We start from the raw sequence: 16745 nt of genomic DNA, 5'->3' as shown, positions 1-16745 counted from the left end.
CTATTTCTGCAACGTCTCGTGGTTGTAGGCACCGGCATACCACCGCGTCACGTCGTAGCCGGCGTCGTAGCGGGCCAGCCATTCCTTGGCGAGGGCCGGCATCTTCGTTTTGGCGGGCTTGTGGCCCGGAATCTGGCTGCGCATGACGCCCAGCGCCGCGACCGCTTGCTCCCGCAGCGGGATGTGTGGGTAGAACTTCTGGATCGGTCCGTAGTCGGGGACATCGAGTGTCCAGAACTTCTGCAATATCGGGAAGCGCTCTGCAAGAGTTGTTTTCACCCCCGGACTGCCGAACATCGACGTCGCGTCGACCTTGCGCACGTCGAGAGGTATGAGTTTGTTGAAGTTCCTGGTGATCGACACCATTGCCGCCCCGCCGTGCTGAAACACCGACGGTGCCACCCGCATGCGGTACCAAGGTTCTCCGACAACTGCGTCGTAGATGATCAGCGCCGAGCTGCGATGTTCGATCTCTTCGACGAAGTGCCACAGGAACAGTGAGGCCACTCGGTCGTCACCCGGTGCGAACAAGGTGTCGGCGTTGTTGAGCATCATCGTGAACGTCGGTGTGAACGTCGCCTCCAGATCGGCGATATAGGCCAGCCGATACTTCACCGGGGTGGTGGCGGTCAGGTTGTCGTACACCGCCATCACGTCGTCGAGAGCCTCTTGCAGCGCCGGGTACGCCTTGATCAGACCTTTGGCATGTTGGCGATGGGCCAGACTGTGCTGGCCCTCTTGGCGGACGAACGCCAGTGCCTCCTCAGCGACCTCGGGATCGGTGATATCCGCCAACACCTCGTGGACCGTCGCGCTGATCATCTTCTCGATGGCCAGGAACATGAACGACAGCATGTTGCCCGCGCAGGAGAACGCCGGATCGGACGGATTCCAGTTGAACGGGACGGGACGTTCGGCGAAGGCGAATCGCATCTTTCGCACGATGAGATCGGTCATCTGTTCACCACATGTAGGGAATGAGGCGGGACCGGACCTTCTGGGTGTACTCGCGATATCCGTCCAACTCGTCGCCGAGCAACTTCTCCTCGTCGTGGATGCGGGTGGCGAGTACGGCAATGCCCGGCATGACGAACGCCAGCGCCCAGAACGAGCCGACGGCCAGCGGCAGGCCGACGAGGATCAGGACGTTGCCGGTGTACATCGGGTGTCGCACCAGCCCGTAGAGGCCGGTGCTTACCACGTGCTGACCCGCCTCCACCTGAACGGTCGTGGAGGCATAGGTGTTCTGAATGGCGACCAGCACCGTGACGACCAGGCCCGCGCCGGCCAGTGCGCTCCCGATCACGCACAGTGCGGCCGGTACCGCCGACCAGCCGAACCGATGGTCCAGTCCGCCGACCACACAGATCGCCACCAGTGAGCCGTAGAGGCCGAGCATCACGATCTTCTGTACGGTCCGGCCTTCGGCGACCGGGCCGCTCTTCATCCGGCGCTGCAGGACAACAGGATTCGTTACCTGCAGATAGATGCTGGGCAACCAGGCGGTCACTGCGAACACCGCCAGGAACAGCCAGGCCTGCCAGTAATCGAGGGTGCCTGCCGATGCGAACAGCAACAGTCCGATCGCGACGAGCTGACCAAGGCCGAGTGCGGCCACTCTGAGAACGGCGTTCACTATCCTCCCAAGAATCCCGTACCGCCTACCGCTACGCCGAGGCGTTACTGTTGGACGGAGCCAGCCTTTCGCACAGCAGCTCGGCCAGTCCGCGAATGGTGCCGACGGCAAGATCATTCGGCGTCAAGCGCACCCCCGTCTCGGTCTCGATGCGGGTTCGCAGTTCGAGCGCGCCCAGCGAATCCACCCCGTATTCGGATAACGGCCGATCCGGATCGATGCTGCGCCGCAGGATCAGGCTCACCTGGTCGGAGATCAGATGTCGCAGCCGGGCGGGCCACTGGTCGCGCGACAACTCACTGAGCTCGGCCCGCAATCTGCTTGTGCCGGTGGGGTCTTGCCCCGTCAACTTGAATGCCTCGGCGAACGGGGTGCGCTGGGCGAAGGCGGTCAACCAGGTGTTGTCGATCATTGGCGCGTATCCGGTGTACGGACGGTCGTGGCGCAGCAGCATGTCGAGTGCGTACGCCCCCTCGTCGGGAGCGATGGCGCCGGTGGTGTCGGCGAGCTTCGTACCACGGCCGATCTGACTCCAGGCGCCCCAAGCGATGGCGGTTGCGGGCAGTCCCTGAGACCGCCGCCACCGGGTGAATGCGTCGAGCCAGCTGTTGGCAGCTGCGTAGGCGCCTTGCCCAGGCGAGCCGACCAGTGCGGAGGCTGAGGAAAAAGAGCAGAACCAGTCCAGCGGCTGATCGGCGGTGGCGGTATGCAGATTCCATGCACCGTAAGCCTTTGGCGCCCAGTCCCGCTCGATGAGATCATCGGTGATGTTGGCCAGGGTGGCGTCGTCGATCACCGCGGCTGCGTGCAACACACCGCGGACCGGCAGACCGGTCGCGGTCGCGGCCTCCACCATCTTCTGCGCGGTGGCCGGGTCGGCGATGTCGCCGCAGTGCACCACCACGTCGGCGCCCATCGCCCGAATCAGTTCGATGGTTTCCAGTGCTTTGAGCGTCGGCTGTGAGCGGGAGGTGAGCACGATGCGCCCGCAGCCGGCGATGGCCATCTTCTCGGCGAGGAACAGCCCTAGCCCGCCAAGGCCGCCGGTGACCAGGTAGGCGCCGTCGGTTCGGAACGGCGTCGCCTGCTCCGGAGGTACGACGGCTCGGCTGGTTCCGGTTTGCGGGATGTCGAGCAGCAGCTTGCCGGTGTGCTGCGCGGCAGCCATCACCCGGATCGCGGTGGCGGCGTCGCCCAGTGGATAGGCGGTGTACTGCGCGGCCGGCAGATGACCCTCTGCAACAAGCTTATTCACCGTCCGAAGCAACGTGCCCACCCGCTGGGGGTGACTGAGTGACATGAGCGCGAGGTCGACGTAGTAGAACGTGAGATTGCGGCGGAAGGGGAACAGTCCCAGCCGGGTGTTGCCGTAGACGTCGCGTTTGCCGATCTCGACGAAACGTCCACCGATCGCGAGCAGTTCCAATCCGGCCCGCTGTGCGGCGCCGGTCAAGGAGTTGAGCACGATGTCCACGCCGTAGCCGTCGGTGTCCCGGCGGATCTGCTCGGCGAAGTCGGTGCTGCGCGAATCGTAGACATGCTCGATTCCCATGTCGCGCAGCATCTGTCGCCGTTCGTCGCTGCCTGCGGTGGCGAAGATCTCGGCACCCGCGGCCCGTGCGACGCCGATGGCCGCCTGCCCGACGCCGCCGGTCGCGGAGTGGATCAGCACCCGATCGTCTGCGGTGATGCGGGCCTGGTCGTGCAATCCGTACCAGGCGGTGGCCGTCGCGGTGGCCAGCGCGACCGCCTGGTGATCGGTCAGCCCCGGGGGGAGTGGCGCCGCCAGCCTGGCATCGCAGGTGACGAACGTACCCCAACAGCCGTTCGCGGAGAACCCGCTGACCCGGTCGCCGACACGATGGTCGGCGACGTCGGGGCCTACCGCGGTGACCACTCCGGCGAAATCCATGCCCAGTTCCGGCAACGCGCCCTCGATCGCAGGGAACAACCCCATCGCTACCAGGACGTCGGCGAAATTGATGCTGGATACCCCGACAGCGACCTCGATCTGCCCTGGTCCTGGCGCGACCCGATCACAGGCGACCAGTTCCAGGGTCTCCAGATCGCCGGGGGTGCGGATCTGCAGGCGGACGCCGTCGAACTCGTTGTCCGCCAACGTGATTTGCCGGTCGTCGGGGGCCAGCGGGCTGGGCAGCATCCGAGCGACGTACCACTGGCCGCCCCGCCAGGCGGTCTCGTCCTCGTCGGACCCACTGAACAGGTGCGGGACGAGTTGTTCTGCGCCGGCCACGTCGTCGACGTCGATGTGGGTGGTGCGCAGATGCGGATGTTCGGCACCGATCACCCGCACCAAGCCCCGCAAGCCGCCCTGCTCCAGATGTGGTGTGTCGTTGGCCAGCACGGTCTGCGCGGCCTGGGTCACCACGAACAGATGAGGCAACTGCGTCGGAGTCTGCAGCAATTCGCGGGTGATACGAACCAGATGCTCGACGTATTCGCCGCCCAGTGACGCGAATTCGGCCTCGGCGGGCCCTGTTTCACTGGGCCCGTTCAGGATCACCATTCCGGTGACCTGCCCGGAGCGCAGATTGTCGGCCAGCTGCCCGGCGTGCACCGGGTGGTCGGCGGACCTCGGCCAGCACATGGTGGTGCACTGGGCACCTTCGCGCTTCAGTGCATCGGCCAACGAGGCTGTGAGCACAGTCGGCGTCGCGGTGGTGCTGAGCAGCAGCCAGTTTCCCGCGTCGACGTGAGGTGGCTCAGGCAGCGCTCGCGGCTGCCATTCGATGGTCAACAACCGCTCGCTGAGCAAACGTTCCTGCTGAGCTTCCTCAGATTCTCCTGTGCCGCAACGTAGTCCGTCCACCCGCAGCAACACCGCACCGTCCTCGTCGAGCACGTCGAGGTCGGCCTCGATCTCGGATGAGTCGACGCGAGTGATGCGGGCGTGGCAGTAGTGCGCAGTGCGGGTCGCGGAATACAGCCGCAGGCGCCGCACGCCGAGGGCCAGTCCGAGTACACCCTCGCCGGTGGCATGGATCTGGGGGCTGGCCGCAACCGCCTGGAAGCAGGCATCCAGCAGGGCCGGGTGAACACCGTACGCGCTCTGTTGTGAGCGGATCTTGCTGGGCAGCACGACCTCGGCCACCACGGTGTCTGGTGCATCGGCGCCGGTGTGAACCGCGCTGAGACCGCTGAAGGCCGGACCGTACTGAACCCCGCGCTGGTCCATGCTCGCGCGCACCTCGGCCCCGTCGGTCCGATGCGGATGAAGGGCGAGAAGTGCGTCGATGTCGTAGGCGGTGGGGCGCTCGTCCCCGGCCGCCCGCAGGGTTGCGCTGGCTTGACGTACCTGCGCGCCGGCTTGATCCGACTCCACGACGAAGTCGACGACGCCGGGGGAGGACACCGTCGCCGAGGCACCGATGGTGGTCTGCTGATCAAGCAACAGGGCCTGTTCGAAGCGGACGTCGTTGACCTCGGCGGCGTCGCCCAGCACGGTATGGGCGGCGCTCAAGGCCATTTCGCAGTACGCCGCTCCCGGCAGCAGGGGCACGTCGCGGATCGAGTGCTCGGCGAGCCAGGGTTGGGCCTCGACGCCCACCTCGGCCTGCCACACATGGCGCTCGGGTTCCTCCTGGAGCCGCACGTGCGGGCCGAGCAGTGGGTGCACCGCCACCGAGTGGCCGCCGTGCGCGGCGGTCTCCTGATCGTTGCGTTCGAGCCAGAGGCGGCGGTGCGTCCAAGTCGGCAACGGTGCGTCCACCAGCTGGCCGGTCGGGTAGGGCACGGCGAAATCGATTGCTGCACCGGCACTGTGGAGTCCGGCCAGCAGATCGCGCAAGCCGTTCGGCTGGGTCTGTTCACGGCGCATGGCGGCGAAGGTGGCAACCGGCGTGTCCAACGTGGCTGCGGCACGCTCGATAGCGTGGGTGAGCATCGGGTGTGGCGCCATCTCGGCGAAGACCCGGTACCCGTCCTCCAGGGCGGCCCGTACCGCGGCGGCGAACCGGACCGTGTTCCGGAGGTTCTTCACCCAGTACTTGTTGTTGCACACCGGTTCCTCGCGGGGGTCGAAACCCGTCGCGGAATAGAACGGAACCTCTGGTGTCCGCGGCGTGACCTCGGCCAAAACCTGCGTGAGCTCGTCGAGGATAGGATCGACGAGGGGAGAATGCGCCGCCACGTCGATCAGCGCTTGGCGGACCATGACGTCGCGTTCTTCCCAGGTCGCCATCAACTGGCGCACCGTCGAGGTTGCACCGCTGACCACCGTGGACTCCGGTGCGGCGACGACGCCGACCACGACATCCTTGATGCCGCCAAGCGTCAGCTCCGAAAGTACCTGCTTGGCAGGCAATTCCACCGATGCCATGATGCCGGCCCCGGCGAGGCCGGCCATCAGCCGCGAGCGCCGGCAGACCACCCGCACGCCGTCCTCGAGCGACAGCGCACCGCAGACCACCGCCGCGGCGACCTCACCCATCGAGTAGCCGATGACCGCGCCGGGACGCGCGCCGTAGGCGGCCATGGTTGCCGCCAGCGCGACCTGCACGGTGAACACGGTGGGCTGGAGTTGAGCGTCACCGCTCACCACGTCCGGTGCGGTCATCGCGGCGGTGACCGAGAACCCGGACTCCTCGGCGACCAGTGGTTCGATCTGCGCGACGGTCGCAGCGAAAACCGGTTCGGTGGCGAGCAATTCGGTGCCCATCCGGGCCCACTGCGACCCCTGCCCGGAGAACACCCACACCGGCCCGCGGTCGCCGTGTCCCAGCTCGGCCGGATAGGGTGCATCGCCGTCTGCCACGCCCCGTAGGGCCCTGGTCAACTCCGGACGGGTGCGGGCCGTCACCGCGGTCCGCACCGGGCGGTGCGCGCGACGACGGGCCAGGGTGTACGCCAGGTCAGGCAAGGCAACGTCGGCATGCGATTGCACCCACTGACCGAGGCGGCCCGCAGTGCGGCGCAGCTGCTCCGCCGAGGTCGACGACACCGGGAAGAGCAGGGCGGCGGGTGCGTCGCCGGTATCGCCGCCCGACTTGGGCTGCACTTGGGGGACAGGGGCTTGTTCGACGATGGCATGCACGTTGGTGCCGGACACCCCGTACGACGACACCGCCGCGCGGCGCGGATGCAGGCCGTCAGTGGGCCATTTTGTCGTCTCGTGCGGCACGAAGAGTTTCGTCTGGATGCGGGCCAGGTCGTCGGGCAGGCGGGTGAAGTGCAGATTGCGCGGAACCGCACCGTGCTGCAAAGCCAGGACCGCTTTGATCAGGCCGACGGCGCCGGATGCCGATTGCGAATGGCCGGCGTTGGTCTTCACCGAGCCCAGTGCGCATGGTCCGGAGATGCCGTACACCTCGCTCAGGCTGGCGAACTCGATCGGATCACCAACCGGTGTGCCGGGACCGTGCGCCTCGACCATGCCGATGCTGTCGGCGTCGACGCCGGCAGCAGCCAGCGCGGTCCGGTACACCGCGGCCTGGGCGGCGGCCGAGGGGGTGGAGATGTTGACGGTGTGGCCGTCCTGATTGGCGGCTGTACCGCGGATGACGGCGAGGATCCGGTCGCCGTCGCGCCGCGCGTCCGGCAGACGCTTGAGCAGGACCATCGCGCACGCTTCACCGGCGACGTATCCGTCGGCGGCGACGTCAAACGCGCGGCAGCGCCCGGTCGGAGACAGGTGACCCGCTGCCGTCCCGGCGATGTACTTGCGCGGATCCAGCATCACGTAGGCGCCCCCGGCGAACACCAGGTCGCTTTCGCCCTCCCTCAGGCTGCGGCACCCCATGTGCACTGCGAGCAGTCCGGACGAACACGCCGTGTCGACCGCCAGCGCGGGACCGCGGAGTCCGAGGGTGTAGGCGATGCGGCCGGCCGCCATGCTGAAGGTGTTGCCGGCGAAGCCGTAGGGCCCCTCCATCGCGTCGGAATCGGCCGACACCGTCTGGTAGTCGGCGTGGGTCAGGCCGGTGAAGACTCCGGTCAGCGAGTCCTTGAGCGTGTCCGGTGTGAGTCCGGCATGCTCCATGGCCTCCCAGGCGGTCTCCAGAAGCAAGCGATGCTGCGGATCGATCGCCGCGGCCTCGTCGTCGTTGATGCCGAAGAACTCCGAATCGAAGCCGGCGACATCGTCGAGGAACGCGCCCCATTTCGATGCCGTCCGACCCGGCACGCCGGATTCGGGGTCGTAGTATTCGTCGTTGTCCCAGCGATCGCGCGGGACCTCGGTGACCAGGTCATCGCCCCGCACCAAGGCCTCCCACAGCTGCTCAGGGGACTCGATACCGCCGGGGAGCCGGCAGGCCATGCCGATGACGGCGATCGGTGTGGGCGATGTGGCGTTCATAGCGGCCGGGGGATCCGCCGGGTCGGAGCAACCTGCCCGATCATCGATCGCAACGATGAAACCATCCCGTCTCTCCACAGCAACAGAACTGCGGATCTGTCCGTTGCTGACTCACCGCCGGTTCCCCCGAACCCGGGCAAGGCAATTATTGACGCAGACGCAGCGTTGCGGGTCAAGTTTGCTTGATTTGCAACTATCCGCATCGGCAGGCTGGGTCGCCGAGCCGTTGCGCGGGTGCCCTCAGCGCCCGCTTGGCGACGGTACGGGTTCCTTGACGGAAGCGTCACTCAAATCCCGGTTCAAAGGAATCGAGACAGCGGCCTTTGATAGCTTGCTTCGCGTGACACAGGCGATCGAGGCTTCACTTCCGGCCCTGCTGCGCGAGCGGGCCAGCATGCAGCCGGACGATACGGCGTACACCTTTGTCGACTATGACCAGGACTGGGCCGGTGTCCCGATCAGCCTGACGTGGCCGCAGCTGTATCGGCGGGTCACCAACATGGCCCGTGAGCTCAGGCTCACCGCCTCGGCGGGGGACCGCGCCATGATCATCGCGCCGCAAGGGCTGGACTACATCGTCGCTTTCCTCGGTGCGCTGCATGCCGGTGTGATCCCCGTTCCGCTATCGGTCCCGATGGGTGGTGTCACCGACGAACGCGTCGAATCGGTGCTGCGCGACGCCTCGCCCGTTGCTGTTCTGACCACTTCGGCGGTGGTGAATGAAGTCGTGCGCAGTGTGACGCCGGACTCGGGGCAGCCCGCGCCCGCGGTCATCGAGGTCGATCGGCTCGACCTGGACGCCCCGCCCCAGCCCGGGGGCGGAATGTACGAGGACGGCAGCCACCACGACACCGCCTACCTGCAGTACACGTCGGGCTCGACCCGTTCGCCGGCCGGCGTGATGATCTCGTACACGAATCTTCTGACGAACCTGCAGCAGATCACCACCGACTACTCGCGACATGCCGGCATCACTCCGCCGGACTTGACGTTCGTGTCGTGGCTGCCGTTCTTCCACGACCTGGGGTTGATCCTGGGGGTGTGCTCACCGATCGTGCTGGGCACCAGCGCGGTACTGACCAGCCCGGCGTCGTTCCTGGTGCGGCCCGCGCGCTGGATGCAGTTGCTGGCCACCAACCCGTGCCCGTTCACGGCTGCTCCGAACTTTGCGTTCGATCTGGCGACCCGCAAGACGACTGACGAGGACATGGCGGGACTCGACCTCAGCGGTGTGCACACCATCCAGAGCGGCGCCGAACGTGTTCAGCCGGCGACGATCAAGCGGTTCACCGACCGGTTCGCTCGGTTCAACCTGAACGAGAACGTGATCCAGCCGTCGTACGGCATGGCCGAGGCCACGCTCTACATGTCGACGCCGAAGCCAGAAGACCCGATCAAGGTCGTCCACTTCGACTCCGACGCGCTGACCGCCGGGGAGGCCGTCCGGATCAGCGGCGCCGATGGGACGCCGCTGATCAGCTACGACGGCCCCATCAGCTCGCGTTCACCGGTCTTGCGGATCGTCGACCCGGAGACTCATACCGAAGTTGCCGAAGGGAAGACCGGCGAGATCTGGTGCCACGGCGACAACGTCAGCGCCGGCTACTGGGAGAAGCCCGAGGAGACGGCGCGCACGTTCGGCGCGACGATCGTGTCGCCGTCGGAGGGCACGCCCGTCGGGCCGTGGCTGCGGACCGGCGACGTGGGCTTCATCTCCGAGGGCGAGTTGTTCGTGGTGGGCCGCATCAAGGACATCCTGATCATCTACGGCCGCAACCACGCCCCCGACGACATCGAGGCGACGGTCACCGAGGTCACCGGCGGCCGCTGTGTCGCGGTCTCCGTTCCCGACGACTCCGTCGAAAAGCTGGTCGTGGTGATGGAAGTCAGGAAGCGTGGCGACACCGAGGCAGAGGTCGCGGAGAAGCTCGACGCCATCAAACGTGATGCGACGGTGGCGATTTCGAATACGCACGGCATAGCTGTCTCGGATCTCGTTCTGGTGGGCCCCGGTTCGATCCCGGTCACGACCAGTGGCAAGGTTCGGCGACAGCTGTCGAAGGACCTGTACCAGCGCAACCAGTTCACCAGGGTGGACGCCTAGCGCCCTACGGCGATCCAGGGGTCCCGTCGGCTCCGCCGGTAGCCGTTCCGGTGGCCGCGACAGCGATGCCGCCGGTGCCACCCGCCCCACCGGCCGTCGTCCCACCGCCCCCATTACCGCCGTCGCCGCCGGTGGAGTTCCCGAGGCTGTAGTTGTAGGCAATTCCGCCCTGGCCGCCGGCGCCACCAGTGGTCGTACCGGTGCCGCCGGCGCCACCCTGCCCGCCGACCGCGTTCCCGGGGGAGACGACGCCAGGAATCAACGTCGCGACCGACAAGAGGTAGTCCCACAACGGATCGCTCGACAGGTCAGCCGTGCCCCCGGCGCCGCCGTTGCCGCCTGCTCCGCTCGTGCCGTTGCCTCCTGCGCCGCCGTTCCCGCCGTACGCGCTCCCGGGGTGGTAAACGCCGGTGAAGTAACCGAATCCGAAGCTGACGCCCGCGCCGCCCGCGCCGCCGTTGCCGCCCGTTTGGCCATCCCCGCCGTTGCCGCCGTTCCCGCCTGCGCCGCCGATCAGGCCGCCGGTCCCGCCCATGCCGCCGTCGCCGCCCACTCCGGCGGTGTTCGCTCCGCCTGCGCCGCCGTTGCCGCCGACGCCGAACAACAGGGCGGACCCGCCTGCGCCGCCGGTTCCGCCGTTCGCGCCGTCGCCGCCGTTGCCGCCATTACCGATCAGGCCGGCGGCGCCGCCATTGCCACCCGCGCAGCCGGCACTGTCGGTGCAGGTCGCTCCTGTCCAGGTGTAACCCTTCCCGCCACTGCCCAGCAGCCAGCCGCCGCCCTGCCCGTTGGGATTCGCCGCGGTGCCGTCCGCGCCGTTGCCGATGATCGGACGGCCTTGCCATTCGTTGGTGACGAGCGCAGTGATGATCTCGGGGAAGCTGATCGAGACTGTCGGACCGCCGCCTCCCGTCTGGGCGTACGCGACGCTCGCGCCGATGATGTCGGTGAGCGTGAGGTTCGGTGGGGCGGCCGGGGAGTCCGAGGCGGACGCCGTCAAGACTGCGGCGGTCCTGGCCGAATTCGCGGTGCCGGACTGCGCGACGGCCGCGGCCGGCTTGGTGGCGGTGACTTCTGTGCTGGGGCTCGAGTCGGTGGCCGCCGAGGGTGTCGTCGTCGAACGGGTGCTGCGGGCGGCGGATGGCGACTTTGCCGTGCTGGTGCGGCCGCTCGCTCTGGGCTTGGCGGTGTCGATGCGTTTTGGTGATGTCGTACGACCGGTGCTCCCAACCTTGGCGCCGGTGCTGCTGTGTGCTGACGATGGCGAATCGCCGCTGGTGGAGTCGGCGTGCGCCACACCGGTCGCGCCGTTCAGCGCAGCGCAAACGCCGAAGGTAAGGGCGCCGGTTCCCGCCCAGATTGAGAGTTTGCTGTGGAGCGGCTGGGCGCCTTGCTGGCTGACGGTGCGCCGACGGCGAGATCTCGCCGGGTTTGTCGCGCGGTGTCGTGCAGCCATGGTTTGCTCCCATGTTCGCTGATGCGGTAGCGGTCACATGGTAACAACGGGCCGTGTTCGCGACGGCAAACTTGGATCGCCCGATTGACGGGTGCGTCATCCGGCCTTAGGTTCCGCCGGTCCCGGCGGTGCCACCCGTCTCACCAAGCCCCGGCGTTGACGCCGGTGGGACCGCTGCCTGGGGTGCCGCTGTTCGAGCCGTTTAGGGCTGCTGGCCGCGCGACGAGACGCTTAGTGAGTCTGATTCTTGCTGGAACTACCGGTGCGCGCTGATTTTGCAACCTTCTTGCCGCCGCCGCTGGACGGCGGTGAGCTGGCTGCCCGCTTCTGGCCGCTGCCGCGAGAGCTGGTGGCCTTCTTGCTGCGCGCAGCGGACGACGTCGTGGCCGCATCCTCGGTACTGACACTTGGCGTAGCGGCAGCGGCGGCAGCCTTCTTACTGCTGGCAACAGACGCGGCGCCCCCGGCGATGACGCCGTTGATGTCGATGCCCGGAAGCGACCGGGTGATGGTCTTCAGGTTCTGACTGATCGCACCGGCGATCGCGAATGGACCCCAACCGGCCGTCACGACATTGTCGTCGCCGAAGAAGTTGAACGCCAGGCTCAAGGTGGTGTTCGGGAACGGGCCCCACGAGGACACGGTGTTTCCATTGCCCAGGAGGTTGCCGGCCGCGGTCAAGATGCCCTGGGCTTTGACGATGCTGTCGCCCAGGAAATTCGTGGTCGAACTGAAGAATCCTTGCGTTAACGCGGTGCCTGCGTCGCCGATGTTGAGGGCGAGGTTGCCGAGCCCGCCGGCAGTAGTGGACTTGGAGCCGTCTCCAGCGAGTGCACTGGCAAGGGTGAGGTTGAGGCTGCCGATGTTGGTCATGGTGCCTGGCCCAATTTGCAGAGCGATGTTGCCGAGGCCGGCGACACCCGTTGATTGCGGCCCGGTCCCGTTCATCATCATCCCGATGGCGAAGTTCAGTGCGCCAATTGCTGCGGAGCTTCCTGGACCTTGTTGCCACGCGAAGTTCATGAGTCCGGGAAGGGTGGATGCCCTGGCTTGCTCGCCGTTGGCCACCGCGAAGCTGAGGAAGCTGAAGGTCGTCGCTGTCGCTGCGTTGGTGCCCAACGAAATCGCGCCGCTGAAGAAGCCATTGCCGGCGTTCGCGGTTGCGTTGGTGCCGATGGCGATCGCGAAACTGGTCAGGTTGCTTGTACAACCTCCGCCGTTGCCGATACCGAAAGCGGATATGCAGCTTGCGTTCGCCGCGGGGGCTTCTCCGAGAGTTCCGAGCGTGAGCGCGCTGGATACCAGGGCTCCAAGCAGCATGCCGCCGCTGGCGCGAACTCGATTCATCGACTAGCCCTATAGGTTGGTAAATCTTTGCTGGCGTGGACCGTACGTGACGCGGTTGGAGCTTACAGCTTTTCCAGAGGATATTCACCCAACCGTTCCAGACAGTGGGCTCGGTGGTGTGGCGAGCCAGTCATGCGAATGGTGAGCGATTGAATTCAAGTGGCGTTCGCGGATCCCCTGTCGGACGCATGTTTGACGAGTTCATGCCTAGATTCAACGAATTCCCGCGGTGGCACCCTGGACGACGCGGCTCACCGGAACGCGGCCCGCGACGGCCGGAGTGTCAATGTCCCACTGGACGCGTCGATATACGCGGATCATCTGTTTGGGCAACTTCATGGCTGCCGGCACCAGTATTTGCCACTCTTAACTATTTCTTGCTGGACGGTGTTGCAGTCTGCTGAATAGCCATGAGCGGGTGGGGGCTTTCGCTTCCCTGCAGCGAACCTCCGACCGGGGAAATGGTTACGGTTTCCGGTGCTTTCCGCCGCCGCTCCCCGCGGAGCCGGTTCCGTTCGGCCCGGCCTTCGCGCTATCGCTGGAATCCCTGGCTGAGTCGGGCTTCCGATGTCGGCCGCCGGATGCGGTTGTCGTCGTTTTGTTGTCATTGGGTGCGGTCGTCGTCTCGCTGGCGCGATGACGTCCGCCACCCGAGTTGACCGTCTTGCTGGCTGCTGCGTCACGGGAGGCGGTCGTGGTGGTCTGGGTGGTCGTGGTGGTCGTGGTGGTCGTCTCGCTGGCAGCGGTTGGTGTGGCGGCCGCGCTGGTAGTCGTTGTAGTGCGCAGTGACTCGGACTGCCGCCCGCTGCCGGCGATCCCGTCATCGGATCCGCCGGATCCGACGCTCGAGCCGCCAGACGCACCATTCTCACCGCCGGCCGCCGGCAGGTGGACAGTCGGCAGGTGCACCGACGGCAGGTTCAACGAGGGCACTCTCAACGACGGGGCGCGGAACGCGGAGGCCGAGAACGCCGGCAGGGAGAACGTCGGCAGATGGAAGTTGTTGAAGTTGATACCCGGCCCTTTGAGGAAGAGCGACGCGGCTTCCTGGTTGAACGACAACATGAACGACAACGGGCCGTTGACGGCATTGAGCACGTTGTCGATGCCCCAGGAATTCACCACCGAGCTGAACAGCACGGGAAACCCGGTCTGTGACATGAGCTGAACGACGTTGCCGGTTCCGATGAGGTTTGCGGCCAGACTGAAAAGGCCCTGGATTGCCACGGTGTTCGTGCCCAGTAGGTTTGCGGCGGTCGTAAAGATGCCCTGCGCGAATACGCTACCCGCGTCGCCGAGCAGGTTGAGAGCCCATACGCCGATTCCGCCTGCTGCAGTCGACTGCAGGCCGCCGCCGTTGCGCAGAATGCTCAAGGCGAGATTGAGGAGGCCAACAGTCGTCACCGTCCCGGCCCCGAAGTTCAGAGACAGGTTGCCAACGCCGGCTGCGCCGGTCGTTTGGCTCCCACCGCCGTTCGGCAGGCCGAGCGCGATATTGAGGCCGCCGACTGTGGATGCCGTGCCTTGCCCGAGTTGAACGGCGATGTTGCCGAGGCCGACAGCGCCGGTGGAATTCGGCACACTCCCGGGGGCTGCGGCACCGAGAACAAAATTGAGCATCCCGCCTAGCGTCGACGCGGTTCCGGGGCCGAATTGCAGGTTGATGCCGAAGAGGGAGCCGAGCGTGGCCGCGGACGAACCGTCACCGAATGCTCCCGCGAAATTGAAGGCCGCGATATTGGTGAGGGCACTTGCGCCGTTGCCAATCGCTATGGCGCCGCCGAACAGAGCATTGCCGGCGTTTGCTGTGGCGCCGGGGCCGATTGCGATCGCCAGCGTGGTCAGGTTGCTCGTGCAGCCGTTGCCGTTGTTCAGTCCGAAGGCCGAGAAGCAGTTGGCGTGGGCGGTTGGTATTGCGGTGAACGCCCCAGCCGCAAGCGCGCTGGAAACCAACGCGCTGAGCGCAGCGTTACGACTCCGTTGGACCCGCCCCACCGACCATCCCGTCCCTCGAACCTGTCTTTGCTGGTTTGGACCGTACCGGACAAGTACGCGCAACTGACAGTCTTCTCATGGATCGTCGCCGGTGATTCGTGTCTGTCCGGTCGACGGCGGCTGAGCAGTGCTCGGACCGCGCAGCAGGCGCCGCGGGTAGCAGTGTTCGTGAAGTCGCACTGAAATTCGCTGGCTATCGCCAGCGGCTGGTGGGGGAGACTGCGGGTTCACGGGGCTTTCGGTGCCCGCAGCCGAAGCGCTTCGGTCGTCATTGAAATCCAAAGGGCGGCAGCAAGACTGACTCACGCTGCCTGACCACTCTGGTGATGACGCCTCAGAGGGACCCCGCTCGAAGCTAAGTGCCCCCGGCAGGATTCGAATTAGCCGCCTCGATCGTTGCCCGGACAGTGGGTTAGCTGCGATTAGTGCGTTAACCTGCTGTTACCGTCACGGTACGCTATCGCCATGAATCGCCACAAGAGCCGTGAGTAAGCAGTTGGATGGGCACATGGATAGCACGCCGAGAAAGGGGCTGCGATGACCGGCAAGAAAGGGCATCGCGGATGGGGATGGATTCGGCGACTTCCCTCAGGCAACCTGCAAGCCTCATACATCGGCACCGACATGATCCGCCACGCCGCGCCGAGCACCTTCACCAGCCGCATGGACGCCGAACACTGGTTATCCAACGAGCGGCGCCTCATCGAGCGCGGCGAATGGACACCACCAAAACAGCGCGCCGCCGAGGTCGCCGCGCGGGCGACAACCGTAGGCGACTACGCCGACCGTTGGATTGAGCACCGCAACATCAAACCGCGGACCCGCTCGATGTACCGGGATCTGCTGCGGCTGCATATAGACCCGAAGTTGGGCAAGGTGGCGATCGGCAGCCTAACCCCCGACGCGGTGCGCAATTGGTTCTCGTCACTGGGGGTAGAACACACGCGCCGGAATTCGCATGCTTACGGCCTACTCAATGCGGTGTGCAACACCGCCGTGGCGGATGGCCTTATCGAAAAGAACCCCTGCCAACTCGCGCGCGTAATGAATCCGGCGCGCAAGCGTGAACCGACCATCTTGACGCCCCGCGAAGTGGCAGCTTTAGCCGACGCGATCAAACCAGACAGGCTCAAGGCCTTGGTGCTGCTGTCGGCATGGTGTGGGGTGCGCTGGGGGGAAGTTTCAGAATTGAGGCGCAAGGATGTCAGCAGCGACTACACGGTGCTGAACGTGGCCCGCGCGGTCACCCGACGCGATGGGCAGTACCGCGTTGATACCCCGAAATCGGGGAAGGGCCGCGCCATTGTGATCCCGCCCCACGTGAGGCCGGCGATCGAACACCACCTCAATGCTCACGTCGGCGAATCGCCCGACGCACTCCTGTTTCCCGCAGCGTCGGGTGGGCACATGAACGACCGCGTTTTCTCCCGCGAATACTTCGCTAAAGCGCTGAAAGCCATTGGCCGGGAGACCCTTCGGGTTCACGACCTACGCCATTTCGCCGGAACCCAGACCGCCCGCGTCGGGAACCTGGTCGAGACAATGGGCAGGCTAGGGCACAGCACCGTAAAAGCGAGCTTGATCTATCAGCAGATTGTCACCGGGCGAGACCACGAGGTCGCCGAGGCCCTGTCTAAGCTCGCGGACGATGACACGCCGATAGACGAGGAAACTGACGGCGACGCGTGATTCTCATAGAATTCTTATGGCTAACTCCGGCCTAATTAGCTGACCCTTCGCGCCGACGCAACACCGCCCGGTTGACAGCTTGTCAACCAAAGTGGTGTCCACCCGTGACTAGTTGTTCCTCTCTAACGCAACCGATTTGACGGGTGCGGTTACACGCGCGGCGGAGACCGCCTATCACCCGACTAGACGGTTTTTTTCTACC

General features: G+C 66.0%; 9 protein-coding genes. 3 read left to right on the top strand and 6 right to left on the bottom strand.

What is annotated here, in order from left to right; genetic code table 11:
- From AB4879_RS04315 to pks2, 3 genes are read right to left on the bottom strand one after another with little or no spacing between them, the layout of a single operon-like run.
- On the bottom strand, positions 1-957 hold the full coding sequence (locus AB4879_RS04315) for a metal-dependent hydrolase (RefSeq protein ID WP_370506593.1): 957 nt from the start codon (positions 955-957) through the stop codon (positions 1-3).
- Positions 958-961: 4 nt separating this feature from the next.
- The gene (locus AB4879_RS04310; RefSeq protein ID WP_370506592.1) at positions 962-1636 is read right to left on the bottom strand and encodes an isoprenylcysteine carboxylmethyltransferase family protein; all 675 of its coding nucleotides are present in this window, start codon (positions 1634-1636) and stop codon (positions 962-964) included.
- A gap of 31 nt (positions 1637-1667) precedes the next feature.
- Positions 1668-7952, bottom strand: coding sequence for a sulfolipid-1 biosynthesis phthioceranic/hydroxyphthioceranic acid synthase (gene pks2 / locus AB4879_RS04305; RefSeq protein ID WP_370506591.1), 6285 nt, complete (start codon positions 7950-7952; stop codon positions 1668-1670).
- A 340-nt stretch (positions 7953-8292) separates the two neighbouring features.
- Between pks2 and AB4879_RS04300 the strand changes: the two genes are divergently transcribed.
- Positions 8293-10056: an AMP-binding protein gene (locus tag AB4879_RS04300; RefSeq protein WP_370506590.1), complete on the top strand. Its 1764-nt coding sequence runs from the start codon at positions 8293-8295 to the stop codon at positions 10054-10056.
- Positions 10057-10060: 4 nt separating this feature from the next.
- Here the strand turns inward: AB4879_RS04300 and AB4879_RS04295 are convergent, their stop codons facing one another.
- Positions 10061-11056, bottom strand: a complete 996-nt coding sequence (locus tag AB4879_RS04295) for a PGRS repeat-containing protein (protein ID WP_370506589.1) — start codon at positions 11054-11056, stop codon at positions 10061-10063.
- A 76-nt stretch (positions 11057-11132) separates the two neighbouring features.
- On the opposite strand from AB4879_RS04295, the gene AB4879_RS04290 reads away from it, so the two are divergent.
- Entirely contained in the window at positions 11133-11534 is a 402-nt protein-coding gene (locus AB4879_RS04290; RefSeq protein ID WP_370506588.1) for a hypothetical protein, read from the top strand.
- Between the two features lie 209 nt (positions 11535-11743).
- Here the strand turns inward: AB4879_RS04290 and AB4879_RS04285 are convergent, their stop codons facing one another.
- Complete coding sequence (locus AB4879_RS04285; RefSeq protein ID WP_370506587.1) at positions 11744-12859, bottom strand: hypothetical protein; 1116 nt, start codon at positions 12857-12859, stop codon at positions 11744-11746.
- A gap of 465 nt (positions 12860-13324) precedes the next feature.
- Complete coding sequence (locus AB4879_RS04280; protein WP_370506586.1) at positions 13325-14812, bottom strand: hypothetical protein; 1488 nt, start codon at positions 14810-14812, stop codon at positions 13325-13327.
- A 579-nt stretch (positions 14813-15391) separates the two neighbouring features.
- Between AB4879_RS04280 and AB4879_RS04275 the strand changes: the two genes are divergently transcribed.
- Positions 15392-16543: a tyrosine-type recombinase/integrase gene (locus AB4879_RS04275; RefSeq protein WP_370506585.1), complete on the top strand. Its 1152-nt coding sequence runs from the start codon at positions 15392-15394 to the stop codon at positions 16541-16543.
- The last annotated feature ends 202 nt before the right edge of the window (positions 16544-16745 follow it).

Origin of the sequence: Mycobacterium sp. SA01 (assembly GCF_041287105.1) — a bacterium.
Lineage (GTDB): Bacteria > Actinomycetota > Actinomycetes > Mycobacteriales > Mycobacteriaceae > Mycobacterium.
The sequence above is the reverse complement of the archived record's forward strand: the minus strand, read 5'-3'. Positions and strand labels throughout refer to the sequence as shown.

Bases quoted from the DNA above. Each gene is read 5' to 3' on its own strand.
- AB4879_RS04315 (WP_370506593.1), bottom strand. From the start codon at position 957: ATGACCGATCTCATCGTGCGAAAGATGCGATTCGCCTTCGCCGAACGT.
- pks2 (WP_370506591.1), bottom strand. From the start codon at position 7,952: ATGAACGCCACATCGCCCACACCGATCGCCGTCATCGGCATGGCCTGC.
- AB4879_RS04285 (WP_370506587.1), bottom strand. From the start codon at position 12,859: ATGAATCGAGTTCGCGCCAGCGGCGGCATGCTGCTTGGAGCCCTGGTA.
- AB4879_RS04275 (WP_370506585.1), top strand. From the start codon at position 15,392: ATGACCGGCAAGAAAGGGCATCGCGGATGGGGATGGATTCGGCGACTT.